Here is a 16540-nt window from a genome sequence, read left to right as displayed (position 1 = left end):
TGGGGGTTGCTGAGTCAACGGTGAGATACCACTCTGTCAGAGCTAGAATTCTAACTGAATGCCGTTACCCGGCTTTAGGACCGTATCAGGTGGGCAGTTTGACTGGGGCGGTCGCCTCCTAAAAGGTAACGGAGGCGCGCAAAGGTTCTCTCAGGCTGGTTGGAAATCAGCCGTAGAGTGTAAAGGCAGAAGAGAGCTTGACTGCAAGAGCTACAACTCGAGCAGGGTGGAAACACGGCCTTAGTGATCCGACGGCGCTGAGTGGAAGGGCCGTCGCTCAACGGATAAAAGTTACTCTAGGGATAACAGGCTGATCTCCCCCAAGAGTTCACATCGACGGGGAGGTTTGGCACCTCGATGTCGGCTCATCGCAACCTGGGGCGGTAGTACGTCCCAAGGGTTGGGCTGTTCGCCCATTAAAGCGGTACGTGAGCTGGGTTCAGAACGTCGTGAGACAGTTCGGTCCATATCCGGTGCAGGCGTAAGAGTATTGAGAGGATTCTTCCTTAGTACGAGAGGACCGGGAAGAACGCACCGCTGGTGTACCTGTTATCGTGCCAACGGTAGACGCAGGGTAGCCAAGTGCGGAGTGGATAACCGCTGAAAGCATCTAAGTGGGAAGCCCACCTCAAGATGAGTACTCTCATGGCATAAGCCAGTAAGGTCACCCGCAGAACACGGGTTGATAGGCTCTAGATGGAAGTGCAGTGATGTATGAAGTCGAGGAGTACTAACAGACCGAGGGCTTGACCTCGTTTTCGTATTTTGTATGATTTGATGTCTGGATGATTTTCTATGCAGCCTTCTGGGTTTTGACTCCTAAAGTTGGAGTTAGATATCCCAATGAGTTTCCTGGTGCCTATGGCGGTGTGGAACCACGCTCATCCATCCCGAACTGAGTTGTGAAACGCATCTGCGGCGAAGATAGTTGGTGGGTAGCTGCCTGCAAAAATAGCTCGGTGCCAGGGCGATTATCAGCCCCTCTGTTGTTTTATAAGACAATAGGGGGTGCTGCTTTTTAAAGCTGCTTGTTATGTCTTTCACTTTGAGGGGAATAATAGTCTTGTCAATGCTTTTCGCTCTCAGGGTGCATTGTTATGGCAAGTGCTGGTTTGAACAAATGGATCGTGAGTGGTAATTTGGGCGCTGATGCTCAGATGAAAACGGTTGATTTGCGGAATGGAGAGAAGGCTCAGGTTGCTGAGGCAACGCTTTACGTTCGTAGCCCTCGAAATCGCGATGAGTCTTTTACGGTGTCGTTAAGTATTTGGGAGAAGTCTGCGGCCTGGCGCAAGCTCCCGTATTTGAAGAAGGGATCTTTAATTATTTGCACGGGAAATTTGGAACCTAATCCTTACATTTCAAGCAACGGTAATGTTCCGAAGGCTGGGCTGTCGATGACAGTGCTGGATATTGATTTGGATATTGTGCGTGATGGGAGTGATAGTGATGCATCAGAATCACTATCTGCTGTCTAGCGTCAAGATGCTGACGATTCTGATGTGTGTTGAAGTGCCCAGTCGATCTGTTTGAACAGATCGTCTAGGGTTGAGGTGTTTTGAATGATGACGTTAGCGTGGCTAATTTTCTGACTGATTGGCATTTGGCTGTCGATGCGAGCGTGGATTTGTTCTAGGCTGAGGCGACCGTTGCCGGAGCCTTCTACGTTTCGCTGCATAAGACGTTCAATTTGTTGTTCGCGAGAGCAGTTGACGACCCAGATTTCGTTGACTAGATCTGTCATGCGGGCTTCGAATAGGAGTGGCACGACGACGACTGCGATCGCCTCTCGCCGCCGTGCCAATTCCTGTAGCTCTGCGGTGATACGATCGCGCACGTAAGGATGGATGCGCTGCTCGATCCAGAGGCGCTCTGGTGGGCTATTAAAAATGATCTCTCCAAGTCGGGCGCGATCGAGTCGTCCATTGGGCATGAGAATACTTGGCCCGTAGCGTTCCACAATTTCATAAAGGACAGAACGCCCAGGTTCAACTGCTTCTCGTGCATATACATCGGCATCTAGTACGGGAAGCTGTTGGACTGCTGCCAAATAGTTTGAAATTGTGGTTTTTCCCATCCCAACGCCGCCAGTGAGTCCAATTGTGCGGGGTGGCGCACTCCGGGTAGAACTATAGCTGCGATCGCTCATAGAGTCACCCTGCTTGTTTAGGAACTCTTTGCCCATTTGACTAATGCTTGCGTCAATCCCTCCAAAGTATACTCTTCTGCCTCTATGTCCACTCGTCCAAATGCGGCTTGGCAGGCTTGTGAGGTTTGGGGACCGATCGATGCCAAGCAGATGGAGCTTGACAGTAAGCTGGGATTAGTGTCTAGAGTTTGACAAAAAGCGGTGAAAAGTTGCTTGAAGCAGTGTACTGTTTTCGAGCTTGCAAACGTAATGATATCGACGTTTTGGTTTTGAAAGGCGTGTTGTACTTCTGCCGCGATGGCTTTCGCGCAGCCTGATTCGTAAGCAGGGACTTCGACGACTGCTGCGCCGCTGTGGGTAAAAGCCTGAACGAGAACGTCTCGACCGCCCGTTTCGACTCTGGGGAAGAGAATGTTTAACCCTTGCAGAGGTTCGGGAAAATGCTCGACTAGGGCATCGGCCACAAAGTCAGGCGGGATAAAGTCGGGCTGAATGCCATAGTGCTGGAGCTGGGCGGCTGTTTTTTGTCCGACCACAGCGATTTTGATTCCGTTTAGGGAGCGGGAGTCCTGATTTTGGGCAAACAGGCGCTGAAAGAAGGCATCGACCCCGTTTGTTGAGGTCAAGATCAGCCAGTGGAACTTGGGCAGATGGGCGATCGCCCCATCGAGGGCATCCCAGCTTGAGGGCGGGCCGATCTCCAGAGTCGGCATTTCTAGCACGGTTGCGCCCTGGGCTTGCAGGAGTTGTGTAAAGGAGCTAGATTGTCCTGCGGCGCGGGTTACTATCACTGTTTTGCCGGAGAGGGGCAGCGGCATGGGCTGATCTGCTGGAGAATGTATCTGCAAGGTGGAGTCGGACACGGGCGCGGTTGCAGGTGACGAGGGAATTGAGCTAACTCCATTTTGGGCTAAGGACGGGGGAGCAAGATAGGGGCGGAGGGCGACAACTTCACCAATTGTAATGACGGCGGGTGATAGCGCTTCGTGGGCGGTTTGTCGTACAACCGCTTCCAGCGTGCTTGTCCACACTTGCTGCTGAGGATGCCCGGCCCAGCGAATAATGGCGATGGGGGTGTGGGGCGATCGCCCGTTGGCAATTAACCGCTCCACAACGACCGCAAGCTGTTGGGTTCCCATCAGCACAACCAGCGTATCTATTCCCGCCAGCGCCGGCCAATTCAGCGCATCCGGCTCATGAGCGCTCACTACGGCAAAGCTGCGGCTTAGCACCGGGTCTGTGAGAGGGATACTTGCCAACAGGGGCCCTGCCAGAGCTGAGGAAATGCCAGGGACGACTTCAAAGCGACAGCCTGCTGCGTTCAATGCCTGAATTTCAGACGCAGTGCGCCCAAAGATGAACGGGTCGCCGCTTTTGAGTCGAACCACTTGTAGCCCCTGCTGGCACAGGTCAACCAGAAGGCGATCGATTTCTGATTGTTTGAGGCTGGGCTGCCCCCCGCGCTTTCCGACGTGAATACGCTGGCAGCTTGCTGGCGAAAGGTCGAGCAACTCTGGAGAAACGAGCGCATCGTAGACAACCGCTTCAGCCCGCTCCAAGCGCGATCGCCCCTGCAAGGTCAGGTAATCTGGCAGCCCTGGGCCTGCGCCGACAATAGACACGAACCCTGTTGGCGTACAGTCTGGCTGAGAAACTGGGTGGGGGGCGATCGCCATCAATCTCCACTTGCGAATTACACAAAAGCTGGCTAAGAAGACCCGCCAAAGTTACGCCTCTGGATGCTCCGAACCCGCAACCTCGCGAGTCCTATTGCGATCGACCTTCAACACCAACACCCCCAACGGCGGCAGGCAAAGATCGATCGAGTAAGGACGACCGTGGAACGACCACTCATCGGCCCACTTTCCGCCCAAGTTGCCCATGTTGCTACCACCATATTCGCGAGCATCGCTATTGAACAATTCGCGGTAGAACCCAGGTTCTGGCACACCGACGCGATAGTGCGCGTGCGGCTGGGGTGTAAAGTTGCAAACCGTAATCACATAGTCTTCAGGATCTTTGCCCTGGCGAATGAAAGATACAACACTGTGGCGATTATCGTTGCAATCAATCCACTCAAAACCGTCGTAGGAAAAGTCTTGCGTATAGAGTGCTGGCTCACTCCTGTAGAATTCATTGAGCTTGCTCACAAAATGCTTCAGCTTTTGGTGCGGTTCGTATTGCAGCAGATGCCACTCCAAATCGCCCCACACGTTCCACTCATTCCACTGGCCAAACTCGTTGCTCATAAACAGCGTCTTTTTGCCTGGATGCGTGTACATGTAGGTGTACAGGCATCGCAAATTAGCATACTTTTGCCATTCATCTCCTGGCATCTTGCCAATCATGGCGCTCTTTCCATGCACCACCTCATCATGAGAAAACGCCAGCATAAAGTTCTCGCTGAAGGCGTACATGATGCTGAAGGTGATGTTGTTTTGGTGGAACTGGCGGAACCACGGGTCCATGTGGAAATAGTCCAACATGTCGTGCATCCAGCCCATGTTCCACTTCAGGTTAAACCCAAGCCCGCCAACATAGGTGGGCCAGGATACCATCGGCCAGGTCGTCGATTCCTCGGCAATGCTGAGGATGCCAGGAAAGTAGCTGAAAATAACGTGGTTCATCTGGCGCAAGAAGTCTGCTGCTTCCACGTTTTCTCGACCGCCATACTGGTTGGTCACCCACTCCCCAGGCTTACGCTGATAGTCGAGATACAGCATAGAGGCGACCGCATCAACCCGGATGCCGTCGATGTGGTACTTGTCGAACCAGAACAGGGCGTTGGCAACGAGGAAATTGCGAACCTCGTTACGAGAGTAGTTGAAGACCAGCGTGCCCCACTCCTTGTGTTCGCCTTTCCGGGGATCGGCGTGTTCGTAGAGGTGCGTGCCGTCGAATAGTGCCAGTCCATGTCCATCCTTAGGGAAATGGCCCGGAACCCAGTCTACGATTACGCCAATGCCGTTTTGGTGGCACTGATCGATAAAGTACATCAAGTCCTGGGGAGAACCGTAGCGCGAGGTCGCGGCGTAATAGCCCGTGACCTGGTATCCCCAAGAGCCATCAAAGGGATGTTCAGCGATGGGCAGCAGTTCAATATGAGTGAAGCCCAGTTCTTTGACATAGGGAATGAGCTTATCGGCAAGTTCGCGATAGGTCAGGAAGCGTGCGCCCGGCTTGAGATCCGCGACAATGACAGGCGGCTCTTCGGTGCCATCGGGGCGGATGTAAGGTTCGGCAGAGGAGGCGTGGAGCCAGGAACCGAGGTGGACTTCGTAGACTGAAATAGGCTGGGTCAGCGGATCGGTCTGGCGGCGCTTTTCCATCCAGTCTTGATCCTGCCATTCATAGGTTTCCAGGTCTGCCACGATAGAGGCAGTCTTAGGGCGTACTTCTTGAAAAAAACCGTAGGGATCGGATTTTTCGTAAATATGCCCTTCCTGGTTTTTGATTTCGTACTTGTAGTGAGTGCCTGCGCCCAACCCTGGAATGAACAGCTCCCAGATGCCGTTGCCAATGCGACGCATTTGGTGTTTGCGGCCGTCCCACCAGTTGAAATCGCCCAGTACAGAGACGTTGCGGGCGTTGGGTGCCCAGACAGCAAAGTATACCCCTTTGACTCCATCGACCTCGGTGAGGTGTGCGCCAAGTTTTTCGTAGATGCGGTGGTGGTTTCCTTCGGCAAAGAGGTGAATGTCGAAGTCGGTCAGTAGGGGCGATCGGAACGCGTAGGGATCGTAAGTGACGCGCTCATGGTCGCCCTCTTTGATTCGGAGCTGATAGTTGGAGAGTTCTGAACGCTCCAGGAGGCACTCGAAGAAGTGGGGATGGTGAGTGCTTTCCATTGGGTATTCAGTTCGCTCTTCGGGGCACACGACCCAGGCTGCATCGGCGTTTGGCAAATAGGCGCGAACGACCCAAACCGTTTTGTCGTCTTGTGTAATCTGGTGGGGGCCAAGTACCTCGAAGGGGTCATGGTGTTGGTTCCAGACAATGCGATTAACCTGGTCGGGTGCAACGGTCGATGACATGAAACTACCTGCCTGCAAGAGCAATCTGGACTAAGGGGCTTATGTAGCAAAACTCAACTTGACCTTACTATACAGGTCGCTCTGTCCTGTTCATCTATCTATCCTGATGGAATTGGCGGATGGGTAGCAGTCGAGAATATAAAGGGGCGATCGCCCTACACAGGTGAACTGACGATGCGCGTCAGATTCCCGCGAAACTGTCTCAATTGCCGAATACCAAGACTTTGAGCGATCTGTAAGAGATCAATCATCAAAGATGTCAAAGAGTTTTAAAGAGTTTTTGTAAATAAACCCAACATTTACTTATTGAACTGTAATAAACCGTAGCAAATTACGGCTCAAGTCTCAAACAATGTTGAATTTTTCTGAAAAGTAAAAAACTGCTAGAAATTTCGGAACAGTGTCATGTCAAAGCTCAAACCCTTGAATTCTCTTGAAGGTGGGAGGGGGTGCGATTGAAGGCGTGGGGGATTTCTTGCTGACGCTGCTAGAATCACTAGAATTACAGGTATCTTTGCAAACTCATTGATCCTTTGGATCGTTCGCCATGCCAAATGTTGTTGATTTCGCGCCGGTGCTTGATGTTCGCAACTTGCAGGTGCAGTTCAAAACCGAAGATCGGCTGAACGTAGCGGTTGACGACATTTCGTTTCAGGTGCGGCCGGGGCAGACGCTGGGCATTGTGGGCGAGTCGGGGTCGGGCAAGTCGGTGACTTCGCTGGCGGTGATGGGGCTGCTGCCGCGGCCGGCGGGACGAGTGACAGCAGGCGAAATCTGGTTTCGCGAGTCGCCGGAGGCAGACCCCGTGAACCTACTGACGCTGAGCGAAGAACAGCGGCGACGGCTGCGCGGCGGCAAGATTTCGATGATTTTTCAGGAGCCGATGAGTTCGCTGAACCCGGTCTATACCTGTGGGTTTCAGCTTGTGGAGGCGATTCGACAGCATACGGACATTTCCGAGGCTGAGGCGCGACGGCGGGCGATGGGGCTGTTGCAAGAGGTGCGGCTGTTGCCCAGCGATGCCGAACTGGAGCGGCGCGTGGTGGAGGATTGGCAAAAGCGCGTGCCTGCGGTGGGACGATCGGGCGTAACTGAGCGGGAACTGAGCGATCGCCAGATTCAGCAAGAGGTGATCCGCCAAAAGCAGGCGATGCTCGACCGCTATCCGCATGAACTCTCCGGCGGGCAAATCCAGCGGGTGATGATTGCGATGGCGATTTCCTGCAATCCGGTGCTGCTGATTGCCGATGAGCCGACGACGGCGCTGGATGTGACGGTGCAGGCGACGATTCTGGATCTGCTGCGAGAATTGCGCGATCGCCGCAATATGTCCATTATTTTCATTACCCACGACCTGGGCATTATTGCCGAAATTGCCGACTCGGTGGCGGTGATGTATCGCGGGCGGGTGATGGAGATGGGCCCGGTGATGGACATTTTTTCTAACCCCCAGCATCCCTATACGCGGGGGCTGCTAGCGTGTCGTCCCCAGCCTGATCGCCGCCTCCGCTTTTTGCCCACGGTGGCAGACTTTATGGAGGTGCAGACTGGGCCTGACGGGGCGATCGCCATCACCGAGAAACCGATGGATCGCGATCGCCTGCTTTTGCTCAGCGACGAAATCAGCGATGCCGAGAGCCAGGAGCGGCTGACGGACTTGCAAGGGCGATCGCCCCTGGTTTCTGTGGAAAATTTGGAAGTCGGCTTCCCGGTGCGCGGCCTGTTTGGCAAAACCCAGCGCTATCTGCTGGCGGTCAACGGCGTGTCGTTTCAGGTGTATCCCGGCGAAACGCTGGGGCTGGTGGGCGAGTCGGGCTGCGGCAAATCAACCCTGTCGCGGGCGCTGCTGCGGCTGATTCCCACGATGGGCGGACGGATTGTCTTTGACGGGCAAGACGTAACGCACTTAGAGCCGCGCCAGCTCCGACAGCTCCGCCGCGACATGCAGATTATTTTCCAAGACCCTTTCAGCGCCCTCGATCCGCGCATCAGCATTGGTGCGGCCGTGCTGGAGCCGCTGAAGATTCACAATATCGGCAATGCCCGCAGCCGCCAGGAGCGCGTCGCCTACCTGCTGGAGCGCGTCGGTCTAGACCCGCGCTGGAGCAACCGCTATCCCCACGAATTTTCCGGTGGGCAGCGGCAGCGCATCTGCATTGCCCGCGCCCTGGCGCTAAACCCGCGCTTTGTGGTGTGCGACGAGTCGGTTTCGGCGCTGGATGTGTCGGTGCAGGCGCAGGTGCTGAATTTGCTGAAGGAGTTGCAAGAAGAATTCAAGCTCACCTACATCTTTATTTCCCATGACCTCAGCGTGGTGAAGTTCATGAGCGATCGCATTATGGTGATGAATCGCGGCCGCATTGAAGAAATCGGCCCGGCAGAGCAAATCTATCGCCAGCCCCAGCAGCCCTATACCCGCCAGTTGATTAACGCGATTCCAGCGGGCACGCTCGACGCGATTCGCCAGCGGCAGGCCCAGCGCAGCTAGGGAAACGGGTTCAAAGCAGGTCTGGTCTACTCGCTCTAATACGGCTCGTCCCACGGTTCCCCCAGCAGCCAGGAAAAGAGCATTGCGCCGAGGGCGATCGCCAGCCAGGTCGGCCAGTGGAACAAATGATTGATTAAAGCAATCGGAAAGTAGACCACCGCCTGCACCAGCGCCAGCGTGATGAAAAACGCAGCCAAACCAACTGCAAATGCCACGATTTAACCTGCCTCTTTGGTATGCCGTGCAACCCTATGCTACAGCAGCGGTTGGGGCGAAAGCCGTCTGCATTGCCCTGCTTCCTCGCTATCCTGGTAAAAAGTTAATGGGTTGGCAGATGTTGTCCCAGATGTCGTGAAGCCAGAAAACCCTGCCAAAATCGGCAATCCAAAATCCAAAAAATCCCAAATAGATATAGCCGGGACGCAGCATCGGCTATGAAAGGAAAGACGGACATGAACCCAAAAAAGCCCAAGGGAAACGGTGCAGGCGCTTGGCTGGTGACTGGGGCAGCGATCGCCCTCGTAGCAGGCGGTGGGCTGGGCTACTGGCTCTCTCGTCAGCCCAAACCGGGCGCAGTCTCGGAGGTGCCCGCTGGGCTGGAAGCCGTGCCCCAGGACGCGCTGCTGGCGCTGTCGATTTCCACTCGCCCGGCTCAGTGGCGACAACTGCGCGAATTTGGCACGCCCCAGACCCGCGCTCGGCTCGATCAAGCCCTGGTGAATTGGCGCGATCGCCTGCTCACGTCCAAGGGCTATCGCTATGCTCAAGACATTCAGCCCTGGGTGGGCGACGAGGTGACGCTGGTGCTGCTGGCTCCGGCGGCAGAAACCGAAAGACCACCTGCCCTCTGGATCTTGCCGATCGAAGATGCCGAAAAGGCGCAGCAAAGCCTGTCGCGACTGGGGGCGGGCGCATCTGCTTCTGCTCGCAGCCACAAGGGCGTTGCCCTCCGCACCCTCGCGGGAACCGACGGACAGACCCTCAGCGCGGCGGTGCTGGAGGATCGACTGGTGCTGCTGTCGGACACGGCTTCAGCGATTGAACGGGCGATCGACACCTATCAGAGCGGCGAGGCACTGACTCAGTTGCCGAATTATTCACTGGCCCTGGCCCAAACGGCAGTGCCTGAACCCTTTGCGCGGCTGTATGTGAACGGGCCCCAGGCAAAGGCGATCGCCGCTGCGAATTCTATCCAGCCCGCGCCGCTGTTGGGTCTAACGCCCCTGCAAAATAATCAAGGACTGGTTGCCAGTGCCCGTCTTACCGAGACAGGGGTGCAACTGCGGGGTTTTAACTGGCTACCCGCTGACAGCCAGAATCGCTATCGGGTGGTCAACAATGCCGGAGATTTGCCGAAGCGATTACCAGATGATGCGCTGATGCTGGTTTCGGGCAGCAGCTTCCAGCAGTTTTGGCAGGGCTATAGCCAGCAGGGCAGCGTGGTCAATCCGCGCAATCCGCTGAATCCCAACATGCTGCGTGAAGGGCTGCTCAGCACGACTGGGCTGAACCTGGAAACGGATCTGGTGGACTGGATGAATGGTGAATTTGCCCTGGCGCTGCTGCCGCAGCCCGATGCGACGGGCGATCGCCGTTTGTCGCTGGCCTGGCTGGCCGAAACGAGCGATCGCCCCGCAGCAGAAGCCGCCCTCGCCAGGTTAGACGAGGTAATGGGCAGTCGCTATCGGTTTCGCGTCACCCAAGCGGAGGTCGGCGGACAACCTGTGGTCGGCTGGGCATCGCCCTTTGGCTCGATCAACGCAACCCACGGCTGGCTAAACAACAACACCGCCTTTTTGACTCTGGGTACGGGTACGCTCCCCAACCTACTGCCCCAGTCCGAAATGCCCCTAGCCAACGATCCAGACTTTGTTGCCGCCACTACGACCAGCCTTAACAGCCCAAACGGGCAGTTTTTTATCGATATTGAGCGGCTGCTCACGAGCGACACACCTTTTCCGCTGCCCAATTTGCCTAATGGCACCGAGATTTTTCTGACGGGAATGCGATCGCTCGGCATCACCACCGCCATCGAGGGCGATCGCACCACGCGCTATGATCTGAACTTGACGCTGAAAAAATCGACCGAACCCGTTGCGCCCCTGCCACCGCCGGAGTAGGCAGGGTTGGAGATTTTGGGTTTGGGATTTTGGATTTGGGATTGGGGGTTTGGGAACGCGACAATGATTTAACCGCTCTTCTGTCACACTAGGTGAGCAATCATCAGAGCAAAGCTATGAACGCGAGGTGCAGCCAATAGTTGACCCACGACCTGCTAAAGCGACTGTCCAATTCATCGACGACTATTGCCAGTGGTATCAAGCGCTGTTTCCAGAAGTTAGGAGCTTCGAGGCGTTTAAGCAGTAGAGCGATAAAGTCCAGGTTTGCCAATCCAAGCTTAAGGGAAAACCAAGCCTCTCTAGAAGTTCCCCTGATTAAGGGGGAATTAGGGGGGATTTAGGGCGATCGACCTGCCGCAACAATCCAGCAATTTAGCCTAACTTCATGACACGACACAATCACGCGATCCGTCGTCAAGCTTGCAGCCAGCCAAAAATTTCCCCGACCGTCAGCCGCACTGCGCCAGCAAAGGCAGGCACAGGCAGCACGCCGTCCGGCTCATCAAACAACTGCACTGAGTGATCTGCGCCATAAACAAAGATGCAGACCTCTTCCGGGTCGAGCAGCCAGCCCAGTTCCGCGCCGTGGCTGAGGCAGTGCAGAATGTTGCGAATTACCCTGGACTGGCTCTGTCCGGGCGAGAGGATTTCTATCGTCCAGTCGGGCGGCAGGTTGAACGTATTTGCCACTTCGCCGCTGCTGTCTCTGGGAATGCGGTCGGCGCGGAAAACCGCGATATCGGGCACAATCGAGCGCCCGCCAAAGGTACAGCGCAGTTCTGGAAACGCTTGTCCTACAGGATTGGCGCGAAACGCAGCCGTGAGCGTGAAGGTCAATTCGCGCTGTAAAACGCTGTGCTTTCCTTGGGGCATGGGCTTTTGAATGATGTTGCCGTCGATGAATTCGCTGGCGGGCTTGGTTTCGGGCAGCGCCAGAAATTCTTCCAGGGTCAGCGGTTTTGCAGGAACCTGCACCATAAGACACACTCTCTACGCTTGCAGCCAGCCGAAAATTTCGCCGACGGTGAGCTGCACTGCCTCGGCAAACGCGGGCACGGGCAGCACGCTGTCCGGCTCATCAAACAACTGCACTGATTGATTTGCGCCATAGACGAAGATGCACCCTTCTTCCGGGTCGAGCAGCCAGCCCATCTCCGCGCCGTGGCTGAGGCAGTGCAGAATGTTGCGAATTACCCTGGACTGGCTCTGTTCGGGCGAAAGGATTTCTATCGTCCAGTCGGGCGGCAGCATAAACGCATTTTCAACTCGCCCGTCTGGTCGCCGGGGAATGCGCTCCCACCGAAAGACCGCAACATCTGGCACAATCGATCGTCCCCCAAAGGAGCAGCGCAGTTCTGGATAGGCACGTCCTATTTTTGACGGCTTGAGCGCTGCGTTAATCGCACTCGTCAGGTCACCTTGGAGCGTGCTGTGTTCACCTTGGGGCATGGGTTTTTGAATGATGTTGCCGTCGATGAATTCGCTGGCGGGCTTGGTTTCGGGCAGCGCCAGAAATTCCTCTAGGGTCAGCGGTTTTGTGGGAACTTGCACCATGAGCGAGGCTCCAAGAGCAGAGGGCGAACTGAAGAGGGCGGATCAGAGCGTAAGGGTTGAGTCTTATTCTAGGCGATTCCCCTGTAGCGCTCCTTGAGTCGTCATGCTCTGGCAGAGGTTCACTGAATAAATGCGTGGCTCCTAAAAATTCTGGATGCGAGGCGATGATGAGATGATGGACAGGGTGATGAATAGCAAGCAGCGAGTTTAGAGTTTCCCCTCCTCCCGTCACGTTTTACCCCATCCCGTCCAAAATGTCTTACTATATTCCGCCAAAATTTCTCGATCGCCTCGCGGTGCATATCACCAAGAACTTTCTGGCGTTGCCCAATGTTAGGGTGCCGCTGATTTTGGGGATTCATGGGCGCAAAGGCGAGGGCAAAACCTTTATGTGCGAGCTGGTGTTTAAGCGCATGGGGCTGGGGGCGGTGTATATGTCGGCGGGCGAGTTGGAAAGCCCCGATGCGGGCGATCCGGCGCGGCTAATTCGGCTGCGCTATCGGGAGGCGGGCGAGTGGAGCCGCACCCACGGGCGCATGGCAGTGCTAATGATCAACGACGTAGATGCGGGCATTGGGCGGGTGGATGCCAGCACGCAATATACCGTGAACACGCAGTTGGTCAATGCCACGCTGATGAACATTGCCGACAACCCGACCAATGTGCAGCTTCCGGGCAGCTATGACGCAGAGCCGACCCAGCGAATTCCGATTATCGTGACGGGCAATGACTTTGCAACGCTGTATGCGCCGCTGATCCGCGATGGACGGATGGAGAAATTCTTTTGGGACCCGACGCGGGAGGATCGGCTGGGCATTGTGGCGGGCATTTTTGAGGCGGATGGCGTTCCCCGATCAGATGTGGAAGCGCTGGTGGATCACTTTGCTGAACAGTCGACGGATTTCTTTGGCGCACTGCGATCGCGCCTTTATGACGAACAGGTTCGCACGCTCATTCACCGCGTCGGCATCGACAAGATTTCGCAGACGGTGGTTCACAGCGACGGCAAGCCGATGGAATTTCAAAAACCCAACTTTAGCCTGCAACATTTAATTGAGATTGGCACGGAGATGGTGCAGGAACAAGAACGCATTCGTGAACTGCGGCTAGTGTCTGAGTATCACGAGGTGCTGAAGGGCGATCGCCCCCGCTCAGCGAACCGTGCAAGCCATTCGGTCAGCAAGTCCGATAAATACTTTATGTATTATGGCGATCGCCCTGGTGCAGCCGAACCTACACCCTCCAAGTCCTCAAATGGGAACGGTGGGATCCTGTCTCAAAGTGTGCCAACTAGAACACTGCATCCTATCGTGGCAGAGGTCGCCGAGGAAATTCGCAGCATCCTGGCAGGAGGACTGCGACTCGGCATTGAGTACGTGGATGAGCGTCGCTATCGCATGGGTTCATGGCAATGTTTTGGAACCTACGATGGCAGCCCAGAGGAGGCGATCGCCGCTCTGGAAACCTGCCTCGCAGAACATCCGAAGGATTACATTCGCCTCGTCACGATCGACAAACACCGCAACCGCATGGGCGATCGCCTCCTCCAGCGCCCCTAGCAGCCAAGCATTGGGCTTCTAGAGCGGGCAGCAAACCAGCGGGCAGCAAACCAGAGAGTGGGAAGAGTGGGAAGACAATGGGCGATGAACGACGCGAGGGGACAGAACCTCGCAAAAAACACAAGTTTGACTGGGGCTGGCAGACGGTGCTAGCTGCGGCAGCCCTCTTCTGGGTGCTATGCAGCATTTTTGCGCTGCAACGGTTCTATAACTTTTTCCCGACGTTTGTGTCGTTCGACCAGGGCATCTTCAACCAGGTGTTTTGGAATAGCCTGCACGGACGCTGGTTTGAAAGCTCCCTCTCCTCCAGCGAATCGAGCGCCGTGCAGCTAGACAACCAACTGCCGGAGGTGTTTTATCGCCGCCTCGCCCAGCATTTCACCCCGGCGCTGCTGCTGTGGCTGCCGATTTATGCCCTGTTTCAGTCCCCTGCGGGGCTGTCGCTGCTGCAAGTGACGCTGATGACAGCAGGCGGACTGGTGCTGTATGCCCTGGCGCGTCACTATCACCCGCCCCAGGTGTCGGCGCTGATTGCCGTCAGCTACTTTTGCGCGAATGCGGTCATCGCGCCGACGCTGGCCAATTTTCACGATTTTTCCCAGATTCCGCTGTTTGTCTTTGGCCTGCTATGGGCGATGGAAAAGCGGCGCTGGTGGCTGTTTTGGCTGCTGCTGGGGCTGACGCTGGTAGTGCGCGAAGATGCCGGGGTGATTACCTTTGGCGTGGGCTTCTACATGGCAGCATCGCGGCGGTTTTTGCGGGCGGGGGTGGCGGTGTGCGTCCTCAGCCTGGGCTATATGCTGCTGCTGACGAATTGGGTGATGCCGCTGTTTGCACCGGACATTTCGCGGCGATTCATGGTGGAGCAGTTTGGACGGTTTACCGACGGGCAGGAGGCTTCGACGCTGGAGGTGCTGTGGGCGATGATCCGCAACCCCGACCAGGTTCTGGCAGAAGTGGTCAACCCACCGGGACGCACCCTCAGCTATGTCCTGGCGCAGTGGCTGCCGCTGGCGTTTGTGCCTGTAATCTCGCTGGATGCGTGGCTGCTGACCGGGTTTCCGCTACTTAAGCTGCTGCTGCAACAAGACCCCACCGCCCTATCAATGCATTTGCGCTACGCAGTGTCGCTGGTTCCAGGCTTGTTTTATGGCGCAATTCTCTGGTGGCACAAACATCCCCACTGGTTTCGCCTGCGCTTGCGGCAGTTTTGGCTCTTTTGCCTGGGGCTGGCGCTGCTGCTAACGATCGCGTCAAATCCCAATCGGGCGCTGTCGGTGTTCATTCCTGACTCGATTCAGCCGTGGGTCTACACGTCGCCTGCCCGCCAGTGGGAACACGCCCAAGCCGTGCGATCGCTCTTGCGGCAAATCCCCGACGATGCCAGCGTCACTGCTACAGGGAACATCGTGGCGCATCTCTCCAGCCGCCGCGAGGTCTTGCGCTATCCGGGCACGCGCCTGATCAACGACGACCGCAAACAGATTGGCGTGGAATATGCCGTGCTGGATTTTTGGTATCCGCTGCGCTTTTCGGCGGCCTTTCCCGACGAAGGCAGAAGCTTTTTTGGCATGACCAACCGCGTCCTCGGCTGGCTCCGAGACGGCAGCTTTGGGCTGATGGATTTTCAGGATGGCGTTGCTCTGCTGCGGCGCGGCGTGCCCTCCAGCCCCGAAGCTGCCGCCGCCTGGAACCAGTTTCATCAACCGCTAGATTAAACCAGCCGACGGAACTTGAATCGCTTGCATAGAATGTTCTTTTGGAGTCTCTTTCCCCTGCTGCCATGAATGCCTTTGAACCGCCTGCCGCCGAAAATCCCGTCGCCGAAAATCCTGCTGCCGAAAACCCTGCTGCCCAAAAACTATACGAGGGCAAGGCCAAAATCCTCTACGCCACCGACGATCCAGAAGTCTTGCTGACCTACTTCAAAGACGATGCAACCGCGTTTAATGCCCAAAAACGGGGCACGATTTCCGGCAAAGGCGAGGTCAATTGCGCTATGTCGCAGCACTTGTTTCGCCTGCTAGAGGCGCAGGGCGTGCCGACCCACCTGCTTGACTGCCCCACCTCCAACACCATGCGGGTGCGGCGGGTGTCGATTGTGCCCCTAGAGGTGGTAGTCAGGAACATTGCAGCGGGGAGTCTCTGTCAACAGACTGGGTTGGAATTGGGAACCCCGCTCAGTCCGCCGCTGGTAGAGTTTTACTTTAAAAACGATGCCCTCGGCGACCCGCTGCTGACTGAAGATCGGCTGCGCGTGATGGGGCTGGCTACACCCGATCAGGTGCAACAACTTCGGGAGATGGCGCTGCGGGTCAACCAAGTGCTGTCTGACTTCTTCAATCAGTGTGGGATTACGCTGGTGGACTTCAAACTGGAGTTTGGGGTCGATGGAACAGGCAAGCTGCTGCTGGCGGATGAGATTAGTCCCGATACGTGCCGTCTGTGGAACCAGGCGGAGTCTGACCCCAACCGCAGGGTGATGGATAAAGACCGATTTCGACGCGATTTGGGCGATGTGGAGGCTGCGTACCAGCAGGTGCTACAGCGAGTTCTGGCACAAAGTGTCTAGAAGGGCGTTGCCAATGCTGTAAAATTGCTCCGTTTGCTCGGAATTGCGATTCGCGAAGCGATCC

The 16540-nt window shown here is 56.0% G+C and carries 12 protein-coding genes and 2 rRNA genes (1 of these 14 cut by a window edge); 8 read left to right on the top strand and 6 right to left on the bottom strand.

Annotated features, from left to right (window positions below; all coding sequences use genetic code 11):
* From O77CONTIG1_RS01245 to O77CONTIG1_RS01235, 3 genes are all read left to right on the top strand, one after another.
* Positions 1 to 754, top strand: a 23S ribosomal RNA gene (locus O77CONTIG1_RS01245); it begins 2126 nt to the left of the window's first position.
* 97 nt (positions 755 to 851) lie between these two features.
* Positions 852 to 968, top strand: a 5S ribosomal RNA gene (gene rrf / locus O77CONTIG1_RS01240).
* Between the two features lie 129 nt (positions 969 to 1097).
* Positions 1098 to 1478, top strand: a complete 381-nt coding sequence (locus O77CONTIG1_RS01235) for a single-stranded DNA-binding protein (RefSeq protein ID WP_068507404.1) — start codon at positions 1098 to 1100, stop codon at positions 1476 to 1478.
* Positions 1479 to 1480: 2 nt separating this feature from the next.
* Here O77CONTIG1_RS01235 and coaE read toward each other — a convergent pair whose 3' ends face one another.
* The 3 genes from coaE to glgB are packed head-to-tail and all read right to left on the bottom strand — an operon-like array spanning position 1481 to position 6183.
* Entirely contained in the window at positions 1481 to 2185 is a 705-nt protein-coding gene (coaE, locus tag O77CONTIG1_RS01230) for a dephospho-CoA kinase (RefSeq protein ID WP_286132485.1), read from the bottom strand.
* Positions 2167 to 3825: a uroporphyrinogen-III C-methyltransferase gene (gene cobA / locus O77CONTIG1_RS01225; RefSeq protein WP_068507402.1), complete on the bottom strand. Its 1659-nt coding sequence runs from the start codon at positions 3823 to 3825 to the stop codon at positions 2167 to 2169. Before cobA ends, coaE begins: the two co-directional genes overlap by 19 nt.
* A 51-nt stretch (positions 3826 to 3876) precedes the next feature.
* Positions 3877 to 6183 carry a 1,4-alpha-glucan branching enzyme gene (gene glgB / locus O77CONTIG1_RS01220; protein ID WP_068507401.1) on the bottom strand — a complete coding sequence of 769 codons (2307 nt, stop codon included), beginning with the start codon at positions 6181 to 6183 and terminating at the stop codon, positions 3877 to 3879.
* A 547-nt stretch (positions 6184 to 6730) separates the two neighbouring features.
* Between glgB and O77CONTIG1_RS26520 the strand changes: the two genes are divergently transcribed.
* Complete coding sequence (locus O77CONTIG1_RS26520) at positions 6731 to 8671, top strand: ABC transporter ATP-binding protein (protein ID WP_068507399.1); 1941 nt, start codon at positions 6731 to 6733, stop codon at positions 8669 to 8671.
* Between the two features lie 35 nt (positions 8672 to 8706).
* Here the strand turns inward: O77CONTIG1_RS26520 and O77CONTIG1_RS24075 are convergent, their stop codons facing one another.
* On the bottom strand, positions 8707 to 8886 hold the full coding sequence (locus tag O77CONTIG1_RS24075) for a hypothetical protein (protein WP_156434811.1): 180 nt from the start codon (positions 8884 to 8886) through the stop codon (positions 8707 to 8709).
* Positions 8887 to 9105: 219 nt separating this feature from the next.
* On the opposite strand from O77CONTIG1_RS24075, the gene O77CONTIG1_RS01210 reads away from it, so the two are divergent.
* On the top strand, positions 9106 to 10791 hold the full coding sequence (locus tag O77CONTIG1_RS01210; protein ID WP_084781984.1) for a DUF3352 domain-containing protein: 1686 nt from the start codon (positions 9106 to 9108) through the stop codon (positions 10789 to 10791).
* 414 nt (positions 10792 to 11205) lie between these two features.
* Here the strand turns inward: O77CONTIG1_RS01210 and O77CONTIG1_RS01205 are convergent, their stop codons facing one another.
* On the bottom strand, positions 11206 to 11769 hold the full coding sequence (locus O77CONTIG1_RS01205) for a Uma2 family endonuclease (RefSeq protein WP_068507396.1): 564 nt from the start codon (positions 11767 to 11769) through the stop codon (positions 11206 to 11208).
* Between the two features lie 12 nt (positions 11770 to 11781).
* Complete coding sequence (locus O77CONTIG1_RS01200; RefSeq protein ID WP_068507395.1) at positions 11782 to 12345, bottom strand: Uma2 family endonuclease; 564 nt, start codon at positions 12343 to 12345, stop codon at positions 11782 to 11784.
* A 254-nt stretch (positions 12346 to 12599) separates the two neighbouring features.
* Between O77CONTIG1_RS01200 and O77CONTIG1_RS01195 the strand changes: the two genes are divergently transcribed.
* From O77CONTIG1_RS01195 to purC, 3 genes are all read left to right on the top strand, one after another.
* Positions 12600 to 13904, top strand: a complete 1305-nt coding sequence (locus tag O77CONTIG1_RS01195; protein ID WP_068507393.1) for an AAA family ATPase — start codon at positions 12600 to 12602, stop codon at positions 13902 to 13904.
* A gap of 77 nt (positions 13905 to 13981) precedes the next feature.
* Positions 13982 to 15622 (top strand): DUF2079 domain-containing protein, encoded by a 1641-nt coding sequence (locus O77CONTIG1_RS01190; protein WP_084781980.1) that lies wholly within the window; start codon positions 13982 to 13984, stop codon positions 15620 to 15622.
* Between the two features lie 65 nt (positions 15623 to 15687).
* Positions 15688 to 16476 (top strand): phosphoribosylaminoimidazolesuccinocarboxamide synthase, encoded by a 789-nt coding sequence (gene purC, locus O77CONTIG1_RS01185; RefSeq protein ID WP_084781977.1) that lies wholly within the window; start codon positions 15688 to 15690, stop codon positions 16474 to 16476.
* Positions 16477 to 16540: the final 64 nt, after the last annotated feature.

It is taken from the genome of Leptolyngbya sp. O-77, assembly GCF_001548395.1.
In the GTDB taxonomy this organism is placed as follows: domain Bacteria; phylum Cyanobacteriota; class Cyanobacteriia; order Elainellales; family Elainellaceae; genus Thermoleptolyngbya.
This window is presented reverse-complemented; position numbering and strand designations above follow the sequence as displayed.

Bases quoted from the DNA above. Each gene is read 5' to 3' on its own strand.
- O77CONTIG1_RS01200 (WP_068507395.1), bottom strand. From the start codon at position 12,345: ATGGTGCAAGTTCCCACAAAACCGCTGACCCTAGAGGAATTTCTGGCG.
- O77CONTIG1_RS01195 (WP_068507393.1), top strand. From the start codon at position 12,600: ATGTCTTACTATATTCCGCCAAAATTTCTCGATCGCCTCGCGGTGCAT.
- cobA (WP_068507402.1), bottom strand. From the start codon at position 3,825: ATGGCGATCGCCCCCCACCCAGTTTCTCAGCCAGACTGTACGCCAACA.
- O77CONTIG1_RS01210 (WP_084781984.1), top strand. From the start codon at position 9,106: ATGAAAGGAAAGACGGACATGAACCCAAAAAAGCCCAAGGGAAACGGT.
- O77CONTIG1_RS01205 (WP_068507396.1), bottom strand. From the start codon at position 11,769: ATGGTGCAGGTTCCTGCAAAACCGCTGACCCTGGAAGAATTTCTGGCG.
- O77CONTIG1_RS01235 (WP_068507404.1), top strand. From the start codon at position 1,098: ATGGCAAGTGCTGGTTTGAACAAATGGATCGTGAGTGGTAATTTGGGC.
- O77CONTIG1_RS26520 (WP_068507399.1), top strand. From the start codon at position 6,731: ATGCCAAATGTTGTTGATTTCGCGCCGGTGCTTGATGTTCGCAACTTG.
- purC (WP_084781977.1), top strand. From the start codon at position 15,688: ATGAATGCCTTTGAACCGCCTGCCGCCGAAAATCCCGTCGCCGAAAAT.
- glgB (WP_068507401.1), bottom strand. From the start codon at position 6,183: ATGTCATCGACCGTTGCACCCGACCAGGTTAATCGCATTGTCTGGAAC.
- O77CONTIG1_RS01190 (WP_084781980.1), top strand. From the start codon at position 13,982: ATGGGCGATGAACGACGCGAGGGGACAGAACCTCGCAAAAAACACAAG.
- coaE (WP_286132485.1), bottom strand. From the start codon at position 2,185: ATGGGCAAAGAGTTCCTAAACAAGCAGGGTGACTCTATGAGCGATCGC.